The organism is Streptomyces sp. NPDC045695, assembly GCF_056432025.1.
This window is the reverse complement of sequence record NZ_JBWKJU010000026.1, coordinates 1-23107: the sequence shown is the minus strand read 5'-3', so window position 1 is coordinate 23107 and position 23107 is coordinate 1. Positions and strand designations below refer to the sequence as shown.

The 23107-nt window shown below is 74.0% G+C and carries 17 protein-coding genes; 9 read left to right on the top strand and 8 right to left on the bottom strand.

Translation table 11 applies throughout. From position 1 onward, the window contains the following. The first annotated feature begins 201 nt into the window (after positions 1-201). Together AC07DU_RS30300 and AC07DU_RS30295 are read left to right on the top strand one after the other, a co-directional pair. Positions 202-1104 carry a hypothetical protein gene (locus tag AC07DU_RS30300; RefSeq protein WP_479031264.1) on the top strand — a complete coding sequence of 301 codons (903 nt, stop codon included), beginning with the start codon at positions 202-204 and terminating at the stop codon, positions 1102-1104. Positions 1105-1164: 60 nt separating this feature from the next. After that, positions 1165-5856, top strand: coding sequence for a hypothetical protein (locus AC07DU_RS30295; protein ID WP_479114900.1), 4692 nt, complete (start codon positions 1165-1167; stop codon positions 5854-5856). Between the two features lie 9 nt (positions 5857-5865). Here AC07DU_RS30295 and AC07DU_RS30290 read toward each other — a convergent pair whose 3' ends face one another. Next, positions 5866-6324, bottom strand: coding sequence for a hypothetical protein (locus AC07DU_RS30290; RefSeq protein WP_479114898.1), 459 nt, complete (start codon positions 6322-6324; stop codon positions 5866-5868). Positions 6325-6761: 437 nt separating this feature from the next. On the opposite strand from AC07DU_RS30290, the gene AC07DU_RS30285 reads away from it, so the two are divergent. Genes AC07DU_RS30285 through AC07DU_RS30270 form a run of 4 tightly spaced genes read left to right on the top strand, consistent with a single transcriptional unit; the run spans position 6762 to position 11106 of the window. Continuing rightward, positions 6762-9614 (top strand): sensor histidine kinase, encoded by a 2853-nt coding sequence (locus AC07DU_RS30285; RefSeq protein ID WP_479114896.1) that lies wholly within the window; start codon positions 6762-6764, stop codon positions 9612-9614. Beyond that, positions 9611-10048 carry a roadblock/LC7 domain-containing protein gene (locus AC07DU_RS30280; RefSeq protein WP_360900949.1) on the top strand — a complete coding sequence of 146 codons (438 nt, stop codon included), beginning with the start codon at positions 9611-9613 and terminating at the stop codon, positions 10046-10048. Before AC07DU_RS30285 ends, AC07DU_RS30280 begins: the two co-directional genes overlap by 4 nt. A 10-nt stretch (positions 10049-10058) precedes the next feature. Then, on the top strand, positions 10059-10499 hold the full coding sequence (locus tag AC07DU_RS30275) for a DUF742 domain-containing protein (RefSeq protein ID WP_453374532.1): 441 nt from the start codon (positions 10059-10061) through the stop codon (positions 10497-10499). After that, positions 10480-11106 (top strand): GTP-binding protein, encoded by a 627-nt coding sequence (locus AC07DU_RS30270; RefSeq protein WP_360900943.1) that lies wholly within the window; start codon positions 10480-10482, stop codon positions 11104-11106. The genes AC07DU_RS30275 and AC07DU_RS30270 overlap by 20 nt, the downstream gene beginning before the upstream one ends. Positions 11107-11303: 197 nt before the next feature. Here the strand turns inward: AC07DU_RS30270 and AC07DU_RS30265 are convergent, their stop codons facing one another. The 4 genes from AC07DU_RS30265 to AC07DU_RS30250 form a co-directional block, all read right to left on the bottom strand. Beyond that, positions 11304-12494, bottom strand: coding sequence for a lipid-transfer protein (locus AC07DU_RS30265; RefSeq protein ID WP_479039234.1), 1191 nt, complete (start codon positions 12492-12494; stop codon positions 11304-11306). Then, positions 12491-12952, bottom strand: coding sequence for a Zn-ribbon domain-containing OB-fold protein (locus AC07DU_RS30260; RefSeq protein WP_479114894.1), 462 nt, complete (start codon positions 12950-12952; stop codon positions 12491-12493). The genes AC07DU_RS30265 and AC07DU_RS30260 overlap by 4 nt, the downstream gene beginning before the upstream one ends. A gap of 62 nt (positions 12953-13014) precedes the next feature. Then, entirely contained in the window at positions 13015-13353 is a 339-nt protein-coding gene (locus tag AC07DU_RS30255) for an Mpo1-like protein (protein ID WP_479114892.1), read from the bottom strand. 13 nt (positions 13354-13366) lie between these two features. Continuing rightward, a complete protein-coding gene (locus tag AC07DU_RS30250) occupies positions 13367-14050 on the bottom strand; it encodes a M15 family metallopeptidase (RefSeq protein ID WP_479114890.1) in 684 nt (227 codons plus the stop codon). 23 nt (positions 14051-14073) lie between these two features. Between AC07DU_RS30250 and AC07DU_RS30245 the strand changes: the two genes are divergently transcribed. After that, the gene (locus tag AC07DU_RS30245) at positions 14074-14613 is read left to right on the top strand and encodes an NUDIX domain-containing protein (RefSeq protein WP_360900928.1); all 540 of its coding nucleotides are present in this window, start codon (positions 14074-14076) and stop codon (positions 14611-14613) included. Between the two features lie 142 nt (positions 14614-14755). Here AC07DU_RS30245 and AC07DU_RS30240 read toward each other — a convergent pair whose 3' ends face one another. Continuing rightward, complete coding sequence (locus AC07DU_RS30240; RefSeq protein WP_479114887.1) at positions 14756-17104, bottom strand: glycoside hydrolase family 31 protein; 2349 nt, start codon at positions 17102-17104, stop codon at positions 14756-14758. Between the two features lie 244 nt (positions 17105-17348). On the opposite strand from AC07DU_RS30240, the gene AC07DU_RS30235 reads away from it, so the two are divergent. Continuing rightward, entirely contained in the window at positions 17349-19325 is a 1977-nt protein-coding gene (locus AC07DU_RS30235) for an acetoacetate--CoA ligase (RefSeq protein WP_479114885.1), read from the top strand. Positions 19326-19387: 62 nt separating this feature from the next. Beyond that, a complete protein-coding gene (locus tag AC07DU_RS30230; RefSeq protein WP_479114883.1) occupies positions 19388-20323 on the top strand; it encodes a hypothetical protein in 936 nt (311 codons plus the stop codon). 134 nt (positions 20324-20457) lie between these two features. Here AC07DU_RS30230 and ptsP read toward each other — a convergent pair whose 3' ends face one another. Next, a complete protein-coding gene (gene ptsP, locus AC07DU_RS30225) occupies positions 20458-22128 on the bottom strand; it encodes a phosphoenolpyruvate--protein phosphotransferase (RefSeq protein WP_360900916.1) in 1671 nt (556 codons plus the stop codon). A 74-nt stretch (positions 22129-22202) separates the two neighbouring features. Then, the gene (locus tag AC07DU_RS30220) at positions 22203-22652 is read right to left on the bottom strand and encodes a PTS sugar transporter subunit IIA (protein WP_479114881.1); all 450 of its coding nucleotides are present in this window, start codon (positions 22650-22652) and stop codon (positions 22203-22205) included. Positions 22653-23107 lie beyond the last annotated feature (455 nt).

Sequence of the window (23107 nt, the reverse complement as noted above, 5' to 3'; positions counted from 1 at the left end):
GGGGGGGGGGGGCGACCACCGGACCCAGCACGGTCATTCGGGGGTGTTTTGCTTCCCCCCCCCCCCCCCCCCCCCCCCGAAACCCGGCTCCGCCGGGCACCGGGCTCTGCCCGGACCCGCGCCTCAAACGCCGGCGAGGCTGAATCCGGCCCGCACCATCCGCACCGCCCGCACCACCCGCACCGCCGAGGAGACGTACCCGTGAGCGACCACCACGCCGAGCCCACCGCGTGGAGCGAGCCCGTGCAGCCGGTCACGGCCGCACCGGCCCAGGGCGCCGCCCCGGTGACCCCCGCGGACGCCGCCGACGCGGCCCGGCTCGTCGCCTTCGGGCTCCAGCCCAAGCTGCTCCCCGCCCGCGACGCCGAGTACGCCGAGCTGCTGCGCCGCTACCGCGAGGAGCCCGCCTTCGGCCGCCTCGCCGACGCCGTCGCCACCGGCCTCGGCCTCGTCGTCCTGGAGGTGTCCCCGCGGGCCGGCATGGCCGTCGCCGCCGGCGAGGACTCCGTCTTCGCCGTCCGGATGGGCGACTACGCCCGCCGCACGGCCGCCGACTCCGCCGACCGGTTCCTGCACGGCCTGGCCCACCTCGCCGTCGCCGCCCTGGCCTTCCCGCGCCCCGAGGACCTCGCCGACGACGGCTACATCGGCCGCGTCACCGTCAACGGCGTCGACTCCTTCGTCCGGCAGACCTGCCGCCGCCTGGAGGAGCGCGCCGAAGAGCTCGGCGAGAACACCGACCCGGCCTCCGACACCCCGGGCCTGGAAGCGGCCTGGCGCGTCTACGCCCGCCGCAGCGCGACCGGGGCCACCAAGGACGCCCGCCGCCTCGCCGGATCCACCACAGGCATCGTGGGCAAGGCCGCCGCCTTCCTCACCGACTCCGGTTTCCTCCAGCGCACCGGCGACGAGGCCGGGGGCACCTACCGCACCACCCCCCGCTACCAGCTCCAGGTCCGCGACATGGCGGGCAGCTCGGCCATGGCCGAGCTCCTGGAACTCGGCGTGGTCCCCGTCAGCGACGGCTCCGCCACCCTTCTGCCGCCGCCCGAGGGCGACGACCTGGACCTGGCCGCCGACGCGGGTCTGCCGTTCCACGCCTGAGCCACCCGCCCCTCCGCACGTCGTCACGTCCGCTCCCAGACCCCACGAGAGTCCGCCGCCATGTACGAGCTGTCCCGGATCCGCCTCTACTCCATCGGGCCCGCCGGTGCGCGCTACGCCGACACCGTGCTCGACCTGCGCGGAGTCGGCGAGCCGGTGCCCCATCCGGCGCCGGCCCAGGCGGATTTCTTCGAGGACGAGCCCACCGGCCCGCCGCGCCGCCCCGCGCCCGCGGGCGTGCTCTTCCTGGAGAACGGCGGCGGCAAGTCCGTCCTGCTCAAGCTGATCTTCTCGGTGATGCTCCCGGGCCACCGCAACACGCTGGGCGGCGCCAGCTCCGGCGTGCTGCGCAAGTTCCTGCTCGCCGACGACTGCGGCCACGTCGCGCTGGAGTGGCAGCACACCCAGACCGGCGAGTGCGTGGTCGTCGGCAAGGTCAGCGAATGGCGCGGCCGCCAGGTGTCCAACGACCCGCGCAAGTTCGCCGAGGCCTGGTACTCCTTCCGCCCCGGCCCGGGCCTGAGCCTCGACAGCCTGCCCGTGGCCGAGGCCACCGCCGTGCGCCCGCCCGTCGAAGGCGCCTCCGGCGCCCGGGGCCGCCGCCGCACGATGAAGGGCTTCCGCGACGCCCTCACCGAGGCCGGCAAGGCGTACCCGCACCTGGAGGTCTACTTCGAGGAGATCCACGACCGGTGGAACGAGCACCTCACCGAGCTCGGCCTCGACCCCGAACTCTTCCGCTACCAGCGCGAGATGAACGCCGACGAGGGCGAGGCCGCCGGGCTCTTCGCGGTGAAGAAGGACTCCGACTTCACCGACCTCCTGCTGCGCGCCGTCACCGACACCCGTGACACCGACGGCCTCGCCGACCTCGTCCACGGCTTCGGCAACAAGCTCGGCCGCCGCGCCGAGCTCATGGCGGAACGGGACTTCACCGCCGGCTCGGTGGACCTCCTCACCCGCATCGTCGAGGCCGCCGCGACCCGTTCGCGGCTGCGCGACGTCCACGCGGGCGCGGAACGCCGTACCCGCACCCTCGCCCGTCGGCTGTCCGCCCGCGCCACCGAGGACCGCGGCCGCGCCGCCGACCTCGCCCAGCGGGTCACCGCCGCCGCCCACGAGGTCACCGCCGCCGAGTCCGCGCGGGCCCGTAGCGCCGCCGTCTCCGCCGAACTCGCCTACCGGCACGCCTCGCTGGCCCTGGCCGTCGCGGACAAGGCCGCCGCCGCGCAGCGCCGGGAACTGCTCGAAGCCCGCACCCTGCACTCCGCGTGGCAGGCCGCCGAGATCGTGCTGCGCCACCGCGCCGCCGCCGACCGCTCCTCCCGCGTCGCCGCCGCGATCCTGGAGGCCGAGCGGGACGCCGCCCCGGCGCTGGCCGCGCGCGCCACCGCCGCGGGTGAGCTCGTACGGGCCCTGCACACCGCCGCCGAACACGGCGAGCGGCTCGCCAACGAGGAGGAGGAGCGCTCCGCCGCCCTCCAGGCCTCCGGCGAGGCCGCCCACCGGGACGCGACCGCCGCCGCGACGGCCGCCCAGCGGGCCCGCAGCGAGGCCGAACACCTGCGCTCGCGCCTCGCCGAGGTCCAGCAGGAGACCGCCGAGGCCGTCCGCGCCGGCTGGCTCGACGACTCCGCGCCCGATGCCGACCCGGCCCGCGCCGCCCTCGCCGCCACCGACGCGGAGAAGACCGCCGTGGCCGCCTGGGACGAGTCCCGCGAAGCCGCCCGCGCCGCCGCCGAAGCCGCCCGCGAGGCCGCCGCCGCTGAATCCCGCGCCGAACTGACCGCCGCCCGCGCGGCCGACGCCGCGGACGCGGCCGAGGCCGCCCACGAGGCGGAACACCGGGCCGCCGCCTCCCTCGCCGAATCCCCCCGCCTCGCCGCGCTCCTGGGCCTGCCGGACGCCCCGGAGGCTCCGGACGCCCGGATCCCCGGCCCCCGCGCCGGGGCCCCCGGCGGCCGGACCGCGCCGGGCGCGGACCCGCAGGCAGGACTTCCCGCCACCCGCGGACGGCTCACGGCCGAGGACCTCGACCGCAACGCGGAGGACCTCCACCAGCTGCTGACCGACGGAGTCGCCGCGGCCGAACGGCAGCTGTTCGAGCTGCGCACCGCGGCCGCCGACGACGCCCGCATCCTGGGCGCGCTCGGCGACGGCGGCCTGCTGCCGCCCGGCCCCGACGTCCTCGCCACCGTCGAGTACCTCGGCGAACACGGCATCCCCGCCCTGCCCGGCTGGCGCTACCTCGCCCAGTCCGTGGACCCCGCCGACCACGCCGCCGTCCTCGCCGCCCGCCCCGAACTCGTCGACGGCGTCGTCATCACCGACCCCGACACCCACAGCCGGGCCCGCGAGGTGCTCGGCGCCGCCGCCCTGCTGCCCCGCTCCACCGTCGCCGTCGGCACGGCCGCCGCCCTGCTGGCCCCCGTCCCTCAGACCGACGACGACGCGGTGTTCCTCGTACCGCCGAACCCGGCCATGCACGACGAGCACGCCGCCGACGAGGAGCGCCAGGCCCTGCGCAGCCGCGCGAGCGCCCGCGACGCCGAGATCCGGGGCCTGGCCGCCCGCCTCGCGGGTGACCGCGAGCTCGCCGCCCGCCTCGCCTCCTGGCGCACCGGCTGCCCGCCCGGCCGCCTCGCCGAACTCGCCCAGCAGGCCTCGGCGGCCCGTACGTTCGCCGAGGAGGCCGACGCCGAGCTCGCGCAGGCCCGTACCGTGCGCGCCGAGGCCGACGAGGCCGCCGCCGACGCCGCCCGCGTCCGCGAGGAGCGCCAGGACACCGCCCAGCGTGCCCGCCGGGTCGCCGACGCCCTCGCCGGCCTCGCCTTCCGCCTGCGCGAGCGCGCCGGCTGGCAGGCCCGGCTGCGCGAACTGGCCGACGAGGCCGCCGAGTCCGAGGCCCGCGCCGAGGCGTGCCTGGACCGGGCCCGCGCCGCCGACGAGGACCGGCGCGCCGCCCAGCGCGCCGCCGACGACGCCCGCCGCACGGCCCGCGCCCTGCGCGCCGAACGCGCCGAGGTCGCCGGGGCCCCCGATCAGCTGCCCGAAGGCGACGGGCGGGGCCCGCGCGTGCCCTTGCCCGACCTCCGCGAGGCCTACCGCGCGGCGTCGCAGCTCTACGAGAAGGTCGGCGTCGGCGCCGACCTGCGCGCCGAACAGGCCCGCGCCGAGAGCGACGAGAGCGCCGCGCTCGCCGAGCTCGACCGCCTGACCAACAAGGTCCGCACCCGCGCCGCACAGCTCCTGGAAGGCACCGACGGCGCCGACGGCCCCTCCCGGCAGGCCGCGGCCGCCCGCGCCGAGTCCCTCGTACAGATGCTGGAGACCCGCGCGTCCACCGCGAGCGAGCAGCTCGGTCGGCTGCGCGGCGAGGCCGAACGGCACGCCCCCGCCGAGGGGGAGGCGCACACCGAGCTGCCCGTGGAAATGGTCCCCGAGGACGTGGACCACGCGCAGGCCCTGCTGCGTACGGCCACCGCCCAGCTCGCCGCCCACACCGCGGCCGTGGAGAGCGCCCGGGCCGCCCACGCGGACCTGCTGCGCGCCCACCGCACCGCCGAGGACGGGGCGGGCGGCTTCGAGGAGACCGCGGCCCTGCTCCGGGACCTGCTGCGCGACCACGCCCACGCCGACGACGACCAGGAGCCGGTGGCCCACCCGGGCACCCTGGAGGAGGCCCGCCAGTCGGCCACCGAGGCCCGCCGCTCCCTGCGCGCCTGCGCGGCCGACCTCTCGGCCGCCGAGGCCGCGGTGCGCGAGGCCAGCGACACCCTGGTGCGGCACGCCAACGCGAGCCGGTACGAGCAGGTACGCACCCCCGCGCGCCAGCAGATCCGCGAACTGCCCGCCTCCGCGCTGCCCGAGCACGCGGCGGCCTGGGCCACGGCCTTCGCCCCCCGGCTGCGCGTCCTCACCGACGAGCTCGCCCAGCTGGAGCGCAACCGCGACAGCATCGTCGATCGGCTGCGCGGCCTCGTCGAGTCGGCCCTGGCCACGCTCCGCTCCGCGCAGCGGCTCTCCCAGCTGCCGGAAGGCCTGGGGGAGTGGTCGGGCCAGGAGTTCCTGCGGATCCGCTTCGAGGAGCCCGACCAGGCGACCCTCACCGAGCGGCTCGGCGAGGTCATCGACGAGGCCACCCGCACCGCCCTGAAGAAGAACAGCAGCGCCTCATTCGGCGAAGGCCGCCGCGACGGCATGTCGCTGCTGCTCAGGGGCGTCCAGGCGGCGCTCGAACCCAAGGGCATCTCCGTGGAGATCCTCAAGCCGGACGCCGTGCTGCGCGCCGAGCGGGTGCCGGTGGGACAGATGGGCGACGTGTTCTCCGGCGGACAGCTGCTGACCGCCGCGATCGCGCTGTACTGCACGATGGCGGCGCTGCGCAGCAACGACCGCGGCCGCGACAAGCACCGGCACGCGGGCACGCTGTTCCTGGACAATCCGATCGGCCGCGCGAACGCCACCTACCTGCTGGAGCTCCAGCGGGCCGTCTCCGACGCGCTCGGCGTCCAGCTGCTCTACACGACCGGCCTGTTCGACACGACGGCCCTCGCCGAGTTCCCGCTGGTGATCCGCCTGCGCAACGACGCGGACCTGCGCGCCGGACTGAAGTACATCAGCGTGGAGGAACACCTGCGCCCGGGGCTGCCGCAGCAGTCCCCGCAGGAGGAGACCATCCACGGCGAGATCACGGCCACCCGCATGTTCCGCCGCAGCGCTACCGCCGCGGCTCCCGCTCCCGCGTCCTGACGGGGGCCGTCACCGGCGGCCGAAGGCCGCCAGGGGGCCGTCCTCCCGGGATATTCGGCCCGGGCCGGGCTCGCGCCCGGCCCGGGCGGACCGGGTGGACCGGGTGGACCGGGTGGACCGGGCGGCCCGGCGGGCCTCCCGGTGGCGGGCGCGCGCCGTGCTGCTCGGCTCGGACAGGACCCCGTACCGCTGGTTCCACGTCTGCCGGGTGATCCACACGTCCAGCACGCCCCACGTGGCCACGATCGTCCCCGCGACCGCGCCGAGCACCATCGGAAAGGCCAGCCAGGAGCCGGTCAGGGTCAGGAAGAAACCGACCGTCGCCTGGATCAGCGTGACGGACACGATCAACACCGCCCGGACCGCGGCCGTCCGCACCGGATCGGGCATGCGGCGCCGCCGCGCGGGCTCCTCCACCCACAGTCCCCGCCGGGAACCACCGGCGCCGCCGTTCTCGTACGTGCTCATGGTCCGCTCACTCCCCACCGCGCGGTCCGCCATGCCTACCCTTCACGTCTACCCAGACGCGCCCCGTCGAACAGACAGTCCCGTCGAACAGACAGTCCCGTCACACAGGCGGTCCCGTCACACAGACAGACGTCCGGCGCCGTCGAGAGATTCCCGAGCCGGGAAATGCCCCCGCGGCCCCGATGATCGCGGAACGAATAATTCCAGCCATCCATCAGGATGCGGGAACTGATGCCTCATCAAGTGTCATCAGTCACATATCGGTCCGCTCTTGACCGGAAGTAACGGACAACTCGTGATCTTCGTTCAAGTGTCCGGCCGAAAACGTCCGGACACGCCTTCGAACCTTTCCCACGGCAGTAGTAGGCTCACGCCGTTTAAATGACGGAACACCGACCCCCGGTAACGGGGTTGACCTGGGGGAGGCTGGGGAGGCCATGCGCTTTCGCGGGAAGTCCATCCGCCGGAAGATCGTGGCGTTGCTCCTTGTGCCGCTCGTCTCCCTCACCGCGCTCTGGGGCTTCGCCACCGTCATCACCGGTCGCGAGGCGATCCAGCTCTTCGACGTCGCCTACATCATCGACAAGGTCGGCTACCCCGTCGAGGACGTCGTCCGCGTCATCCAGAAGGAGCGGCGCCAGACCCTCGTCGTCCTCGGCGACCCCCGGGCCGCCACCGCCACCGCCGACCTGGCCAAGCGGCGCACCGAAACCGACCGGGCCCTCCAGGAGATCAGCGAGAGCGCCCGCGACCCCAAGGTCCTCGACGAGATGAGCGCGCAGAGCGTGCGGCGCCTGCGCTCGATCGTCGCCGCCTTCCACGGCATCGGCGCCATGCGCCAGTCGGTCGACCAGAACGCCCTCGACCCCGGTCAGGCCCTGGACCTCTACAACCGCCTCGTCGACCCCTGCTACGACTTCCTGATGAACCTCCACGGCCTGGACAACGTGGAGGTCGACAAGGAGGGCCGCGCGCTCGTCGGCATCAGCCGCGCCCGCGAACTGCTCTCGCGGGAAGACGCCGTCGTCGCCTCGGCCCTCGCGGCGCGCAACGTCACCGCGCCCGACGTCCGCCGCGTCTCCGACTTCGCCGCCAACCGCACGCTGCTCTACGAGTTCAACCTCGTGACCCTTCCCGCCGACGACCGCCAGCGCTTCGAGCAGTACTGGAAGGATCCCGAGAGCAAGCCCCTGCGCGACGCCGAGGAGCGGTTCATCGCGGGCGGCGCGGTCAACAAGCCGCGCAGTGTCACCGCCGCCCAGTGGGACGAGGCCGCCGTCAAGGTCCTCGAAGACCTCGCGGCCATGAACACCGAGGCCGGCGACCGCTATCAGGAGCGCATCGAGCCGGTCGCCACGGACGTCATGATCCAGGCCGCCGTCGCCGGCGTCCTCGGCTTCATCGCCCTGGTGGTCTCCGTGGTCCTGTCCGTGCGCATCGGCCGCGGCCTGGTCCGCGACCTGTCCCGGCTGCGCAAGGAGGCCCATGAGGTCTCCGGCGTCCGGCTGCCCGGCGTGATGCGCCGCCTCGCCGCCGGCGAGCACGTGGACGTGGAGACCGAGGCGCCCCACCTGGAGTACGAGAAGGACGAGGTCGGCCAGGTCGGCCAGGCCCTCAACACCCTCCAGCGCGCAGCCGTCGAGGCCGCCGTCAAACAGGCCGACCTGCGGCGCGGCGTCTCCGAGGTGTTCGTCAACCTCGCCCGCCGCAACCAGGTGCTGCTGCACCGGCAGTTGACCCTCCTCGACACCATGGAACGCCGTACCGAGGACACCGAGGAGCTGGCCGACCTCTTCCGCCTCGACCACATGACCACCCGTATGCGCCGCCACGCCGAAGGCCTGGTGATCCTCTCCGGCGCGGCACCCTCCCGCCAGTGGCGCAAGCCCGTCCAGCTGATGGACGTCGTACGGGCCGCCGTCGCCGAGGTCGAGGACTACGAACGCATCGAGGTGCGCCGGCTGGCCCGCCTCGGCATCGTCGGCCCCGCCGTCGCCGACATCACCCACCTGATCGCCGAACTCCTGGAGAACGCCACCGTGTTCTCGCCGCCGCACACGGCGGTCCAGGTGCACGGCGAGCGGGTGGCCAACGGCTTCACCCTGGAGATCCACGACCGCGGCCTCGGCATGACCCCCGAGGCGCTGCTCGACGCGAACCTGCGGCTCGCGGAGAACCCCGAGTTCGAGCTCTCCGACACCGACCGCCTCGGACTGTTCGTCGTCAGCCGCCTCGCGCGGCGCCACGGCGTCAAGGTCGCCCTCCAGCACAGCCCGTACGGCGGCACCACCGCGGTGGTCTTCCTCCCGGTGGCCCTGCTGACCGACGCCCCCGACACCAACGGCACGGGCGTGCGGCTGGACGGCGCTCACGGCGGCCACGGCGCTCACGGCTCCGAGCCCGCCCGGCTCGCCCGGGGCCCACGCCCCGCCCAGGCCGGCAAGGCGCCGCACCGGCGGCACTCGCCCGCCGCCGTGGAGCGCGCCCCGGCCGGCCGCCCGCTGCCCGTCGCCGAACTGCGCGGCCCCGTCGAGCTGGAGGCCCCGCTCGCCGGCGCCGTGGACGCGCTGGACGGCCTGGACGACCCCGCGATCCTCGGCGATCCCGCCACCGGCATCAACGGCCGCACCGGCGCGGGCCGCCCGGCCATGGCCACGCTCGACGACGAGACCCCGCCGAACGGCATCCCGCGCAGCGCCCTGCTGGGCCTGCGCCCGGCGGACCGGCCGCACACCGACCGGCACGCGGCGGAGCGCGGCGGCGCCCGTACGGGCGACCGCGGCCGCGACCCGCTGGCCCCCACCGGCCCGGTCCGGCTGGATGCCCAGCGGCTGGAGGCGCAGCGACTGGAAACCCTGCGCCCCGACGGCCCCCGTTCCCCGGGAACCGTCCCGCTGCCCCGCCGCCGCCCCACCCCGACCCTGGTCGCCGAACACGGCCGCCGGGTGGAGCCCCGCCCGGTCTCGGTGGTACCGCCGCCCGCTCCCGACTCCGCCTCCGCGGCCGGGTCCGGGGACACGGACCCCGCAGCCGGCCCCGGGGGGCTGCCCCGCCGGGTCCGGCAGGCCAGCCTGGCGCCCCAGCTCAAGAAGACCCCGTCGCCCGCACCCGCCGAGGCCGCCGCCGACCAGGCGTCCGACCGCGACGCGGAAGACGTACGCACGCGCATGTCCGCACTCCAGCGTGGCTGGACGGCGGGGCGCAACCAGCACGCACAGCAGTCCGGGACCGAGGCAGGCACATCCGCCGCCGGCGGTCCCGGATCCGAGAACGAGGGGGACGGTCGATGACCGCACCGCAGACCGGCAACGACAGCAGGGGCCGCGGCTCCGGCCCGCTCAACTGGCTCCTCGACGAGCTCGTCGACCGGGTCGGCTCCATCCGCAAGGCGGTGGTCCTCTCCGGCGACGGCCTGCCCACCGGCAGCTCCAAGGACCTGACCCGTGAGGACAGCGAGCACCTGGCGGCGGTGTCGTCGGGCTTCCACAGCCTGGCCAAGGGAGTCGGCCGCCACTTCGACTCCGGCCGCGTCCGCCAGACCGTGGTCGAGCTCGACGAGGCCTTCCTCTTCGTCATGGCCGCGGGCGACGGGAGCTGCCTCGCCGTACTGGCCGACTCCGACTCCGACGTCGGGCAGGTCGCGTACGAGATGACGCTGATGGTCAAGCGAGTGGGCGACCACCTGGCGACCGCCCCGCGGACCGGGCTGCCCGCCGGAGGGTGAGTCGGACGGCATGAACGACCCAGGCCAGGGCCATCCCGACGGCATCCCAGCCGATCCGTCCGCCCCCACTCCTGACCACGCGCACTGGTTCGACGACGAAGCGGGTCCCGTCGTCCGCCCGTACGCGATGACCCGCGGCCGGACCAGCCACGCGGGACAGCACCGACTCGACCTGATCGCGCTCGTCGTCGCGGAAGCGGCGGCCGACGATCCGGTCTGGGACCTGACCCTGTCCCCGGAACACGCCCAGATCCTCGGGCTGTGCCGGGACCGGCCGCAGTCGGTCGCCGAACTCGCGGCCGACCTCGACCTCGCGGTCGGGGTCGTACGCGTCCTGATCGGCGACCTGGTCGATGAGGAACTGGTCCATGTGACCCGGCCGGTGCCACCGGCCGAACTGCCCGACGAATCCATTCTGCGTGAGGTGATCGATGGCCTTCGGGCGCTATAGCCGCACCGGTGCCCTGCACGCGGTGTCGCCGGTCGAACCGCTGACCTTGAAGATCCTGGTCGCGGGCGGCTTCGGGGTGGGCAAGACCACCCTGGTGAGTGCGGTGAGCGAGATCAGACCGCTGCGGACGGAGGAACCGCTCTCCGAGCCGGGCGTCGGCATCGACGACACCGGGGGAGTGGAGGGCAAGAGCACCACGACCGTGGCCATGGACTTCGGGCGCATCACGCTCCGCGAGGATCTGGTGCTGTACCTGTTCGGCACCCCCGGGCAGGACCGCTTCTGGTTCCTGTGGGACGAGCTGGCCCAGGGTTCGCTCGGCGCCGTGGTCCTCGCGGACACCCGCCGCCTCGCCGACTGCTTCGCGGCCGTCGACTACTTCGAGCGGCGGGGGATCCCCTTCGTGGTCGCGGTCAACTGCTTCGACGGCGCGGACCGCCACCCCGTGGTGACTGTACGGGCGGCACTCGACCTCGATCCCGGGGTGCCGGTCCTGCTGTGCGACGCGCGGGACCGGGAATCCGTGAAGGACGTGCTGGTGGGGGTCGTGGAGCACGCGATGTCCCTGGCCCGCGAACGGCGCCTGGGCCTGACGGCGGAGGCCTGACGGCGGGGGCTACAGCGGAGGCCCGACGCGCAGCCTGACGGCGGAGGCCGGACATGGAGGCGGCCCGTACCCCCGCCGACTGGGGTACGGGCCGCAGCTCTCTTGGGGGGCTCGGAGTCCCGGTCGCGGCGCGGGACCGTGGAGCGAGTGTGAACCTGCCGTCGTGGGCCGTCAAGCGTTCGGACAGCACGAGCTGTTCAGCGCACGGCGACGACGGCCGACCCGTGCCCGAACAGCCCCTGGTTGGCGGTGACGCCGACCCGGGCCCCCGGCACCTGCCGGTCCCCGGCCACCCCGCGCAACTGCCAGGTCAGCTCGCACACCTGCGCGAGGGCCTGCGCCGGCACCGCCTCCCCGAAGGAGGCCAGCCCGCCGCTGGTGTTGACCGGGACCCGGCCGCCGAGGGCGGTGGCCCCCTCGCGCAGGAGCTTGGCCCCCTCACCCGGCGCGCACAGCCCGAGGTCCTCGTACCACTCCAGCTCCAGAGCGGTCGACAGGTCGTACACCTCGGCGAGGGAGAGGTCCTCCGGACCGATCCCCGCCTCCTCGTACGCGGCGCGCGCGATCGAGGACCGGAACGATCCGGCCGCCGGCGCCACGGCCACCGCCGAGTCGGTGGCGATGTCCGGCAGGTCCAGCACGGTCCGCGGATAGGTGGGCGTCACCGTCGACACGGCCCGGATGCGCACCGGATCGGCCACCCCCCGCGCCCGCGCGAAGTCCATGCTGGTGAGCACCAGCGCCGCGCCCCCGTCGGAGGTCGCGCAGATGTCGAGCAGCCGGAGCGGATCGGCGACGACCGCCGAGGCCGCGACCTCCTCGGCGGTGACGCGGCGCCGGTAGCGGGCCAGGGGGTTGAGCACTCCTGCCGCCGCGTTCTTCACCTTGACCTGTGCGAAGTCCTCCGGGGTGTCCCCGTACACGGCCATCCGGCGGCGCGCGTAGAGGGCGAAGTAGGCCGGGTTCGTCGCGCCCAGCACCCGGAAGCGCAGCCAGTCCGGGTCGTCCGGCCGGTCGCCTCCCGCCGGTGCGAAGAACCCTTTGGGGGCGGCGTCCGCGCCGACCACGAGGACCGCGTCGGCCAGACCCGCGAGGATCTGCGCCCGGGCCGCCCCGATCGCCTGGGCCCCGGACGCGCAGGCCGCGTACACGCTGGTCACCCGGGCGCCCTGCCAGCCGAGCGCCCGGGCGAAGGTGGCGCCGGCCACGTAGCCCGGATATCCGGAGCGCACGGTGTCCGCGCCGACGATCGACTGCACGTCCGTCCAGTCCAGCCCGGCGTCGGCGAGCGCCGCCCGCGCCGCGGCCCTCCCGTACGTGACGAAGCTGCGGCCCCATTTGCCCCACGGGTGCATGGCGGCCCCGAGGACGGCGATGTCGGCGCTCACCGGGCCCCTCCCGCCGGCTTGAACTGCCAGGTGGTCCAGGTCGTCGCGACGTCGGCGTCCTCGTTCAGCACGCCGCCCACCACCTCGACCTCCATCCCGACCGCGAGATCGGCGACGCCCACCCCGGGCGCCGCCTGCCCGAGTACGACCATCCTCTCGGCCTCCAGTTCCACGGCGACCAGCGTGTACGGCTCCCAGGGCGCGTCCGGGTCCGACACGTACGGCGCCGGCGGCCGGTAGCGCCCGTCGGTGTAGGACCAGACCCGGCCCCGCGGGGACAACGGCACCTCGGCGAGCTCGCCGTCGCCCGGGCAGTGCGGATTGCGGCAGTACGCGTCCTCGCGCGGGAAGAACACCGCGGTGCAGGCCGAGCACCGCGTTCCGAGCAGCCGGAAGCCGCCCCCCGACGCGTCCTCGGTGAACCACCCGCTCACCACGGGTGTACGTGTGCGTGCCAAGACCCCTCCCATGCCAGAGAACTGACGGACCGTCAGAAGTCTGTCACGGGCGGACGGCCCGGTCACCCGTTCTGGGCGAGCCACTTCCGCGCGATCTCGCCCAACTCCGCGTCCCGCCCGGCCAGCATCATCCGGATCATCTGCGCGTCCCCGCGCAGGGACCACGCCGGATGGCCGAAGGTGGCCGGGTTGTTCCCCTCGATGAGGAAGTGCGCGGGCCAGGCCGTCCCGTACCCGACCAGGGGAAGGGCGGCGAGGTACCGCCTGCGGCCGCGCGCCAGCCCGTAACCGGTCAGGGCCAGACCGGTGAGGGTGCCCGCGAGATGGATCCAGCGCGTGGCGGCGCGCGAGTGCATCGCGACGTAATACGGCCAGAATTCCTCATATGAGCTGAACGTCATGCGGGCACGGTACTCACGGCCGGACGGCGGCGACAGCGACCGGGAAGTCGAAATACGTGTCCGGGTACGCCTCCGGCTCGTACGTGAAGTGCCACCACTCCTCGGGGAGGTTCCCGAAGCCCTCCTCGGCCAGAACCCCCTTGAGCAGCTGCCGGTTGGCGCGGGCGGCGCCCGTGACCCGCGGATCATCGGTGTGCGACAGCGGATCGAAGAAATCGAACCGCGTCCCCATGTCGACTTCGCGCCCCGAGAGATCCTGCAAGGTCACATCGAGCGTGCTCCCACGGCTGTGCCCGGACTTCGCGGCGATGTACCCGTCCGGGATCAGCCGGCTCCGCTCCACGTGCGGATAGAACTCGGCCTTCGCCTCCCGGTCGTCGGGGCCGTCCTCGCCCCGGGCCCACCGCACGAACCGGTCGACCGCCCGCTGCGGCCGGTAGCAGTCGTACACCCGCAGCGAGTACCCCTGCCGGAGCAGCCGTCGCTGGGCCCGCCGCAACGCCTCGGCGGCGGGCCGGGCGAGCAGGCACACCGGCTCCTCGTAGCCGTCCACGACCCCGCCGGTGAAATTCCGCGCACCGGCGTACCGCATGTCCTGCCGGACACTGGGATCCACCTCGCGCAGCGCCACGAACCCGGGCGGCGCCGCCCCGCCGGCCAGCACCGCGAGCACTCCCACAACAACCTTCATCCCCATACGCCTTGGCATACCATCGCGGGATGCCGGCACAGCTGAAGGACGCGCACTGCTCCACCTGCGGAGCCCCGTACGGTACGACCACCTGGCCCCGCACCTGCACCTCCTGCGGCGCGACCGCCTACCGCAACCCGCTCCCGGTGGCCGTCGCCCTCCTTCCCGTCGAGGACGCGGACGGCACCGGCCTGGTCGTCATCACCCGCACCATCGAACCGGCCCTCGGCGGCGTCGCCCTGCCCGGCGGCTTCATCGACTTCGGCGAGGACTGGCGCGAGGCGGTCGTCCGCGAGCTCCGCGAGGAGACCGGCATCACCGCCGAGGCCCGTGACGTCACCCTGGCCGACGCCCTGAGCTCCCCGGCGGGCCACCTCCTGCTCTTCGGCCTCCTCCCTCCCCGCCCCGCCGCCACCCTCCCCCCGCCCCACCCGACGGACGAAACCACCGGCTGGCACATCCTCCGCACCCCAACGGAACTGGCCTTCCCCCTCCACACCCAGGCAGCAACGTCCTGGTTCACAGGCGCTTACAGCCCCTCCGGCACTTCCAGCCCCTCCGGCGTTTGAGGAGCGGGGTCCGGGGCAGAGCCCCGGTCACGAAGCGGCACCAGCGGACCACCCAAGCCCCCATATCAACCCCGCCGGCGTTTGAGGCGCGGGGGTCGGGGCGGAGCCCCGGTCCCGAACCCGCGGCCCGGCCAAGCCGCGGCTAAACCCCCCGGACCCGCACCCCCCGCACCACATCCCCCGCCTCGTCCTCCACCACCACCGCGTCCCCCACCCACCGCACGGTGTACCGCTCGACCACGCCCGCCTCGAACCCCGGACCCGGGTCGCGGATCACCACCCCGCCACCCGTACGCCCCCGCGCCGGCGCCCACACCTCCAGCTCCACCCCGTCGCCGCAGGCGCCCCGTACCGCGAGCACCGAGCCCGCCCGCGCCAGCACCGGGATCCGCCCCTGCGGGGCGTCCAGCAGGATCTGCCCCGGCCCCTCGTGGGCCGCCCCCGTAGCCGTGTCGTACCACCGGCCCCGCGGCAGCCGCACCGCCCGCCGGTCCGCCCCGCCCTCCAGCACCGGCGCGACCAGCAGCGCATCGCCCAGCAGGAACGCGTCCTCGCAGTCCCGCAGCCCCCGCTCCTCCGGCGCCCCCCACCACAGCGGCCGCACGTAAGGGGCCCCCGTGCGCCGCGCCAGATGGGCCAGCGTCACGAAGTACGGCCGCAGCCGCTCCCGCTCCGCCAGCACCGCCCGCGCCTGCTCCTCCGCCTCCGGCCCGAACTCCCACGGCTCCCGCCGCCCCGCCCAGATCGCCGAATGCGTGCGGAACAACGGCAGGTACGCGCCCAGCTGCAGCCACCGCACGTACAACTCCGGCGACGGCGACCCGCCGAACCCCCCGACGTCCGGCCCCGAGTACGGCACCCCGCACAGGCCCAGCCCCAACACCAGCGCCAGCGAGGCCCGCAGCCCCTCCCAACTGGTCTCCACGTCGCCCGACCACGTGCCCCCGTACCGCTGCATGCCCGCCCACCCCGACCGGGAGAACAGGAACGGCCGCTCGTCGGGCCGCAGCCGCACCAGCCCCTCCCAGCCCGCCCGGGCCATCCCCAGCGCGTACACGTTGTGGCCCTCGCGATGGTCCCCGCCGGCCCCCTCCAGCACGTGCCGCGCCGACCGCGGCAGCGTGGCGTCCCCGAACGGCTTGAAGGACACCGGCTCGTTCATGTCGTGCCAGAAACCGGCGAAGCCCCGAGCGAGCCGTTCCCCGTACAGCCCGCCCCACCACTCCCGCACCCCCGGATCCGTGAAGTCCGGGTACACGCACTCGCCGGGCCAGACCTCACCGCGCACCTCCCGGCCCGCCGCGTCCCGTACGAACGCACCGCCCGCCCCCACCGCGCGCCCCGACGCGTGCACCGCGTCGCCGGCCTTCACCGCCGGGTCCACGATCGAGACGAGCCGCACCCCCGCCTCCCCCAACTCACGGGCCAGCAGCGGCAGGTCGGGGAACTTCTCCTCGTCCACCGTGAAGGCGCGGTGCCCGTCGTAGTGGTCGATGTCCAGATGGACGGCCGACAGCGAGAACCCGCGCGCCGCGTACGCCGCGACCACCCGCCGCACCTCGTCCGCGCTCCCGAACCCCCAGCGCGCGTGCTGGTAGCCCAGCGCCCACTCCGGCGGCACCGCCGCCGCACCCGTCAGCCCCGCCCAGCCCTGCAGCACCCGCGCCGGCGTCCCCACGAGCACCCAGCAGCGCAGCGGTCCGCCCTCCATCCGCATCTCGCTCGCCCCGGGACGGTCCGGCCCCGACCCCGCCCCCTCCTCGCCCTCGCGCAGCAGGACCAGGCCGTCCCAGGAGTTGTCGTGGAAGGCCAGGTGCGTCCCCGCGTCCGCCACCACCAGCTGCACCGGCATCGTCAGGTACAGCGGGTCCACACCCGGTCCGAAGCCCCCCTTGGGGTCCGTGTTCCACAGCCGGTACGCCCCGTCGCGCAGCCGCGGTCCCGCGGCCCGCCCGCCCAGCCCGAAGAACCGCCCGTCCGCCGGCACCTCGCTGCGCACCGACCACCGGGCCCCGCCCATCCGCGGATCCACCGGTTCCCACCACCGGGGCGGGGACTCCCGCCGCAGCACCGTCCCGCCCGGGGTGCGCACCTCCACCGCCCCGTTGCGGGACACCGCCACCGTCACCCGCTCCGACACCACCCGCCAGCCGCCTTCGGTGTCCGGCTCCAGCACGGCCCGCGGATCGGGCTCCGGCCCCCTCCCCACCACCGCGTACGAGGGCACGGGCCCGGCCCCGTCCCAGCCCCAGAACACCGCGCCGCCCGCCATCACCCGTACCACCAGCTCCGCGCGCGCGAACCGCAGCACGCCCCCGCCCGGCAGCGGCTGCGTACCGGTCAGCAGCCCCGGGACACGCGCCCGCTCCGCGCCCCGGCGCGGGAGCCCCACCGCGTCCGCGCGCCGGTGGCGCCAGGCCGAGAGCCAGGCGCGCCGACCGCGCGCCGTACCGATGTCCTTCACCGCACGCACCAGATCACGACCGTTCATGGAGAGCACCCTGCCACCGGGCCCCGGCCGAGGGTGCCGCGTTCAACTGTCGTTCACCCACAGGCGACCGCCCGGCGACTGGTGGCGGCCCCCATGCCACCGACCCGGCGAGCGGTGATGGCGACCCTGGTGCGGATCTCGATCACATGGCATCGTCCCTGTGAGCCGCCGCGCCCACACCCCCCGCGCGGTGGCACCGTACGCACACGACGCGCGAGCCGCAGACTTGACCGGGAGCCGACCCATGACCTCAGCCACGCAGCCGGAACCCCTCTGGGCGCCGGGCCCCGACCGGATCGCCGCGGCCCGGATCACCGCCTTCCAGGCGTGGGCCGCCGAGCGCTTCGGAGCCCCCGCCGAGGGCGGCTACCCCGCCCTGCACCGCTGGTCCGTCGACGAGCTCGACACCTTCTGGCAGGCCGTCGCCGAGTGGTTCGACGTCCGCTTCACGACCCCGTACACCTCCGTGCTCGCCGACCGGTCCATGCCCGGTGCGCGCTGGTTCGCCGGAGCCACCCTCAACTACGCCGAGCACGCCCTGCGCGCCGCCGAGGACCCGGCCCGCGCCGCCGAGCCCGCCCTGCTGCACGTGGACGAGACCCACGACGTCACCCCCGTGACCTGGGCCGAGCTCCGCCGCCAGGTCGGGTCGCTCGCCGCCGAACTGCGCGCCCTCGGCGTACGCCCCGGCGACCGGATCAGCGGCTACCTCCCCAACATCCCCGAGGCCGCCGTCGCGCTCCTCGCCACCGCGGCCGTCGGCGCCGTCTGGACCTCCTGCGCACCCGACTTCGGCGCCCGCAGCGTCCTGGACCGATTCCAGCAGGTCGAGCCCGTCGTCCTGTTCACCGTGGACGGCTACCGCTACGGCGGCAAGGAACACGACCGCCGCGACACCGTCGCCGAGCTCCGTGCCGAGCTCCCGTCCCTGCGCGCGGTGGTCCACATCCCGCTCCTCGGTACGCCGGCCCCCGCGGGCGCGCTCACCTGGTCGGACCTGACCTCCGCGGACACCGAGCCCGTCTTCGAGGCGGTCCCCTTCGAGCACCCCCTGTGGGTCCTCTACTCCTCCGGCACGACCGGCCTGCCCAAGGCCATCGTCCAGTCCCAGGGCGGAATCCTCCTCGAACACCTCAAGCAGCTCGGCCTGCACTGCGACCTCGGTCCCGAGGACCGGTTCTTCTGGTACACCTCCACCGGCTGGATGATGTGGAACTTCCTCGTCTCCGGCCTGCTCACCGGCACCACGGTCGTCCTGTACGACGGCAGCCCCGGCTACCCGGACACCGGCGCCCAGTGGCGCATCGCCGAGCGCACCGAGGCGACCCTCTACGGCACCTCCGCCGCGTACGTCATGGCCTGCCGCAAGGCCGAGGTGCATCCGTCCCGGGACTTCGACCTGTCCGCCGTCAGGTGCGTGGCGACCACCGGCTCCCCGCTCCCGCCCGACGGCTTCCGCTGGCTGCACGACGAGGTGGCCGAGGACCTGTGGATCGCCTCCGTCAGCGGCGGCACCGACGTCTGCAGCTGCTTCGCGGGCGCCGTCCCCACCCTCCCGGTGCACATCGGCGAACTGCAGGCCGCCTGCCTCGGCACCGACCTCCAGGCGTGGGACCCCTCGGGCAAGCCGGTCACCGGCGAGGTGGGCGAGCTCGTCGTCACCAACCCCATGCCCTCCATGCCGATCCACTTCTGGAACGACCCCGACGGCAGCCGCTACCGCGACAGCTACTTCGAGATGTTCCCCGGCGTCTGGCGCCACGGGGACTGGATCACCCTCACCGACCACGGCTCGGTGATCATCCACGGCCGCTCCGACTCCACGCTCAACCGCCAGGGCGTCCGGATGGGCTCCGCCGACATCTACGAGGCCGTCGAACGACTCCCCGAGATCAAGGAGTCCCTGGTCATCGGCCTGGAGGAGCCGAACGGCGGCTACTGGATGCCGCTCTTCGTCCACCTCGCCCCGGGGGCCACCCTCGACGACGACCTGCGTGCCCGCATCAAGGCGACGATCCGCGAGGAACTCTCCCCCCGCCATGTCCCCGACGAGATCATCGAGGTCCCCGGCATCCCGCACACGCTCACCGGCAAGCGCATCGAGGTCCCGGTCAAGCGCCTCCTCCAGGGCACGCCCCTGTCCAAGGCGGTCAACCCGGGCTCCGTGGACAACCTCGACCTCCTCCACTTCTACGAGGAGCTGGCCCGCACGCGCGGCTGAGGCCACTGTCAGTGGCCGTGGTTACTCTGAGTGAGCAAGTGATCGCAGACTCAGGGGGAGCCATGCCACGCAAGGACGACACCGGTACCGACAGGACCCGCACCACCGCCAAGCGCCGCACCCTGCGCCGCGAGGTCCCCAGCACCGTCGGCCTCCTGGCCGACGCCGGGGACTTCGCGGCCATGCGCGGCTACCGCAGTTTCACCTTCGACCACCGCGACGACTACAGCGACTACCTGCGCCACGTCGACGCCCTGCTCAGGTCCCTCGCGGCCCAGGGCATCCACACCACCGTCGCCCTCTTCGACCCCGAGGAGTACGCCGACTTCTGCGCCGACCACGACCTCGACCCCGACAGCGCTCAGACACGCACCCGCTTCACGGCCGAACTCTCCGGCAGCGGCGCCGTACTGCCCTACACCGGCCAGCCCATCGACGAACTGGTCCCGCTCCTCGTCGACGAAGCGGTGCGCCAGGCCACCTGGGAGTACGCCACCACCCTCCTCGCGGGGGTCGGCGCCTGCGCGGACTGCGGCGAGGACATCGGCCAGGCGTCCTTCGACCGCGCCTCCGAGGCGCTCAAACGCCTCGTGGCCGGCGCCGGACCCGGCCAGCACCACTTCGTCTGCAGCGTACCGACCGAGGCGGAGCAGCTCGTCGCCGTCCTCCACGCCACGGTGCCCTTCACGGACGAGGCCGACGATCCGCCGCCGCGGCCCGTGATCGAGGGCCGGGACGGCCTCGACTTCGTGACGGTCCTCGCCGCGGGACTCGCCCTCGGCGGCGCCGGGGGACTGGTGGCACGCACCACCACCGAGGACCACCGGGACCGGGTCCACGGCTGGCGCCTGGACCGTGGCCGCCTGACCCCCCTGTCGGCCGCGGCCGTCTTCAACGCCTACTGCACGGACGCCGACACCGGAGACCCCGTCGCCCCCGAACCGGGCGTCGAATACTGCCCCGGCTACGAGGTCGACGACCCCGGACCCCACCACTAGGTCGTCTCTTTCGGATCTTGTCGGGCGGCGCGGGCCCGGCAAGATCCGGAAGAGACGACCTAGCAGCGAGACCGGACGGCCGAGGGGCCCCCGCCACCGGCGAAGGCCCCTCGATCCACCCCACACCCGTCCGGCTACTCCCCGGACAGCACCGCCTGGGCGGCCACGCGGGCCTCCTCGGCGGTGTCCGCGGCGCGAGCCGCCGCCGCGGCACGCTCGCACTGGGCCAGCGTGTGCTTGGCGAGCGTCGCCCGCACGTACGGAATGGAAGCGGCGCCCATCGACAGGGAGGTGACACCCAGACCCGTCAGCACACAGGCCAGCAGCGGGTCGGAAGCAGCCTCGCCACAGACACCGCAGCTCTTGCCCTCGGCCCTGGCGGCCTCGGCCGACATCGCGATGAGGTCGAGCAGCGCCGGCTGCCACGGGTCCTGGAGCCGGGAGACGGCACCGACCTGCCGGTCGGCGGCGAAGGCGTACTGGGCCAGGTCGTTCGTACCCAGCGACAGGAACTCGACCTCCTGCAGGATCGAGCGTGCGCGCAGCGCGGCGGAGGGGATCTCCACCATCGCGCCGAACTTGGCCCGCAGCCCCGCCTCGCGGCAGGCGTCCGCAAAGGCCCTGGCATCGATACGGTCGGCCACCATCGGCGCCATGACCTCAAGGTAGACCGGCAGGCCCTCCGCCGCCTTGGCCAGCGCGGTGAGCTGCGTACGCAGCACGTCGGGGTGGTCCAGGAGCGAACGCAGCCCACGCACACCCAGCGCCGGGTTCGGCTCGTCGCCCGGCGTCAGGAAGTCCAGCGGCTTGTCCGCGCCGGCGTCCAGCACGCGCACGACCACACGCCCCTCGGGGAAGGCCTCGAGCACCTTGCGGTACGACTCGATCTGCTTCTCCTCCGACGGCGCCTTCTTGCTGTCGTCCAGGAACAGGAACTCGGTGCGGAACAGACCCACACCCTCCGCCCCGGCCTCGACGGCCGCCGGCACGTCCGCGGGCCCGCCCACGTTGGCCAGCAGCGGCACCTTGTGGCCGTCGGACGTCGCACCCGGGCCGGACGAGGCGGCGAGCGCCGCCCTGCGCTCGGCGGCCGCGGCCTCCAGCTCGGCCCGCTTCTGCGCCGACGGGTCGACGAACAGATCACCCGTGCTGCCGTCCACGGCGATCACGGTGCCCTCGGCGATCTCACACGCACCGGGCAGAGCCACGATCGCCGGCACGCCCAGCGCCCGCGCGAGGATCGCGCTGTGACTGGTCGGCCCACCCTCCTCGGTCACGAAACCGAGGACGAGCGTCGGGTCGAGCAGAGCCGTGTCGGCGGGAGCCAGGTCCCGCGCGATCAGTACGTACGGCTCGTCACTGTCGGGCACACCCGGCATCGGCACGCCGAGGAGCCGCGCCACGATCCGGTTGCGCACGTCGTCCAGGTCGGCCACGCGGCCGGCCATGTACTCCCCGGCCCCCGCGAGCAGATCGCGGTAGGCGGCGAACGCGTCGTACACACCGCGCTCGGCGGTGCTGCCGACGGCGATCCGCCGGTCGACGTCCGCGATCAGCTCGGGGTCCTCAGCGATCATCGCCTGAGCCTCGAGCACGTGCTGGGCCTCGCCACCGGCCAGCTGGCCACGCGCGATCAGGTCGGCCGCCACAGCACTCACGGCCTGACGGGCGCGCCCCTGCTCGCGCTCCGCCTCGTCCGCGGTGATCTGCTTGGCCGGCGGCTCGAGAACAGCCGTGCCCATGTGCCGCACCTCGCCGATCGCCACACCGTGGCTCACGCCGACGCCTCGCAGCGTTGTCTCCATTTCACCCGTCTCCGATTGAGCGGTGGCCCGAGCCGCCGCGGTGGATGTCCGACCCGCCCCTGCGGGCGGAAGCGTCACTGCCAGCTGAACAGGACGTCGCCAGCCTTCACGTCGCCGGACTCGACGACGTCGGAGAGCGAGTCCGCCGTCGCCTCAAGCGCCACGACGGGGCAGATCGCCGACTTGCCGGCGGCCTCGACCGCGGCCGGGTTCCAGCGGATGACGGCCTGGCCGCGGGTGACGGTGTCGCCCTTGGCGACGAGCAGCTCGAAGCCCTCGCCGTTGAGCTGAACCGTGTCGATGCCGAGGTGCGTGAGGACACCGTGGCCCTCGCCGTCGACGACTACGTACGCGTGCGGGTGCAGAGAGACGACCACACCGTCGACGGGGGACACCGCCTCCGAGGGCTCCCGTACAGGATCGATAGCGGTGCCCGGTCCCACCATGGCGCCGGAGAACACCGGATCGGGCACTGCCGCGAGTCCGATGGCGCGCCCGGCGAGTGGGGACGTGACGCTGGTCATGGGGGCCTCCCAGGGGTGGGGCTCATCGTGTCGCCGTCACTGCCTGTTGCGAACGGCGTACTCTTGAGAAGGATAAGTCACTAGATGTTCGGGTTCGCCCGAAGTTGGTGATGATCCGGGCTGGTCCCTTGGCACGGAGACTAGTGGACTAGACCGGTGGACTAGACCATACGCCTGAATCGATTTGCCTGGGCACCACGGCGCCTGTACTGTCGTGACTCCCGCCGGGACGGTCGTGTGAACTTTTCGCGAACGCCGTATGGACGGGACCCCTCCTCTTCAGTAGCGATCTTGATTCCAGCCTCCTTTTCGTGCGCCCTTTTTGGGAATACGGCGAGTGGTCAGGGAGCGGGAAATTCACTGATAGAGTCGGGACCGCCGGAAAGGGAAACGCGAAAGCGGGAACCTGGAAAGCACCGAGGAAATCGGACACGAAAGAGTCTGATAGAGTCGGA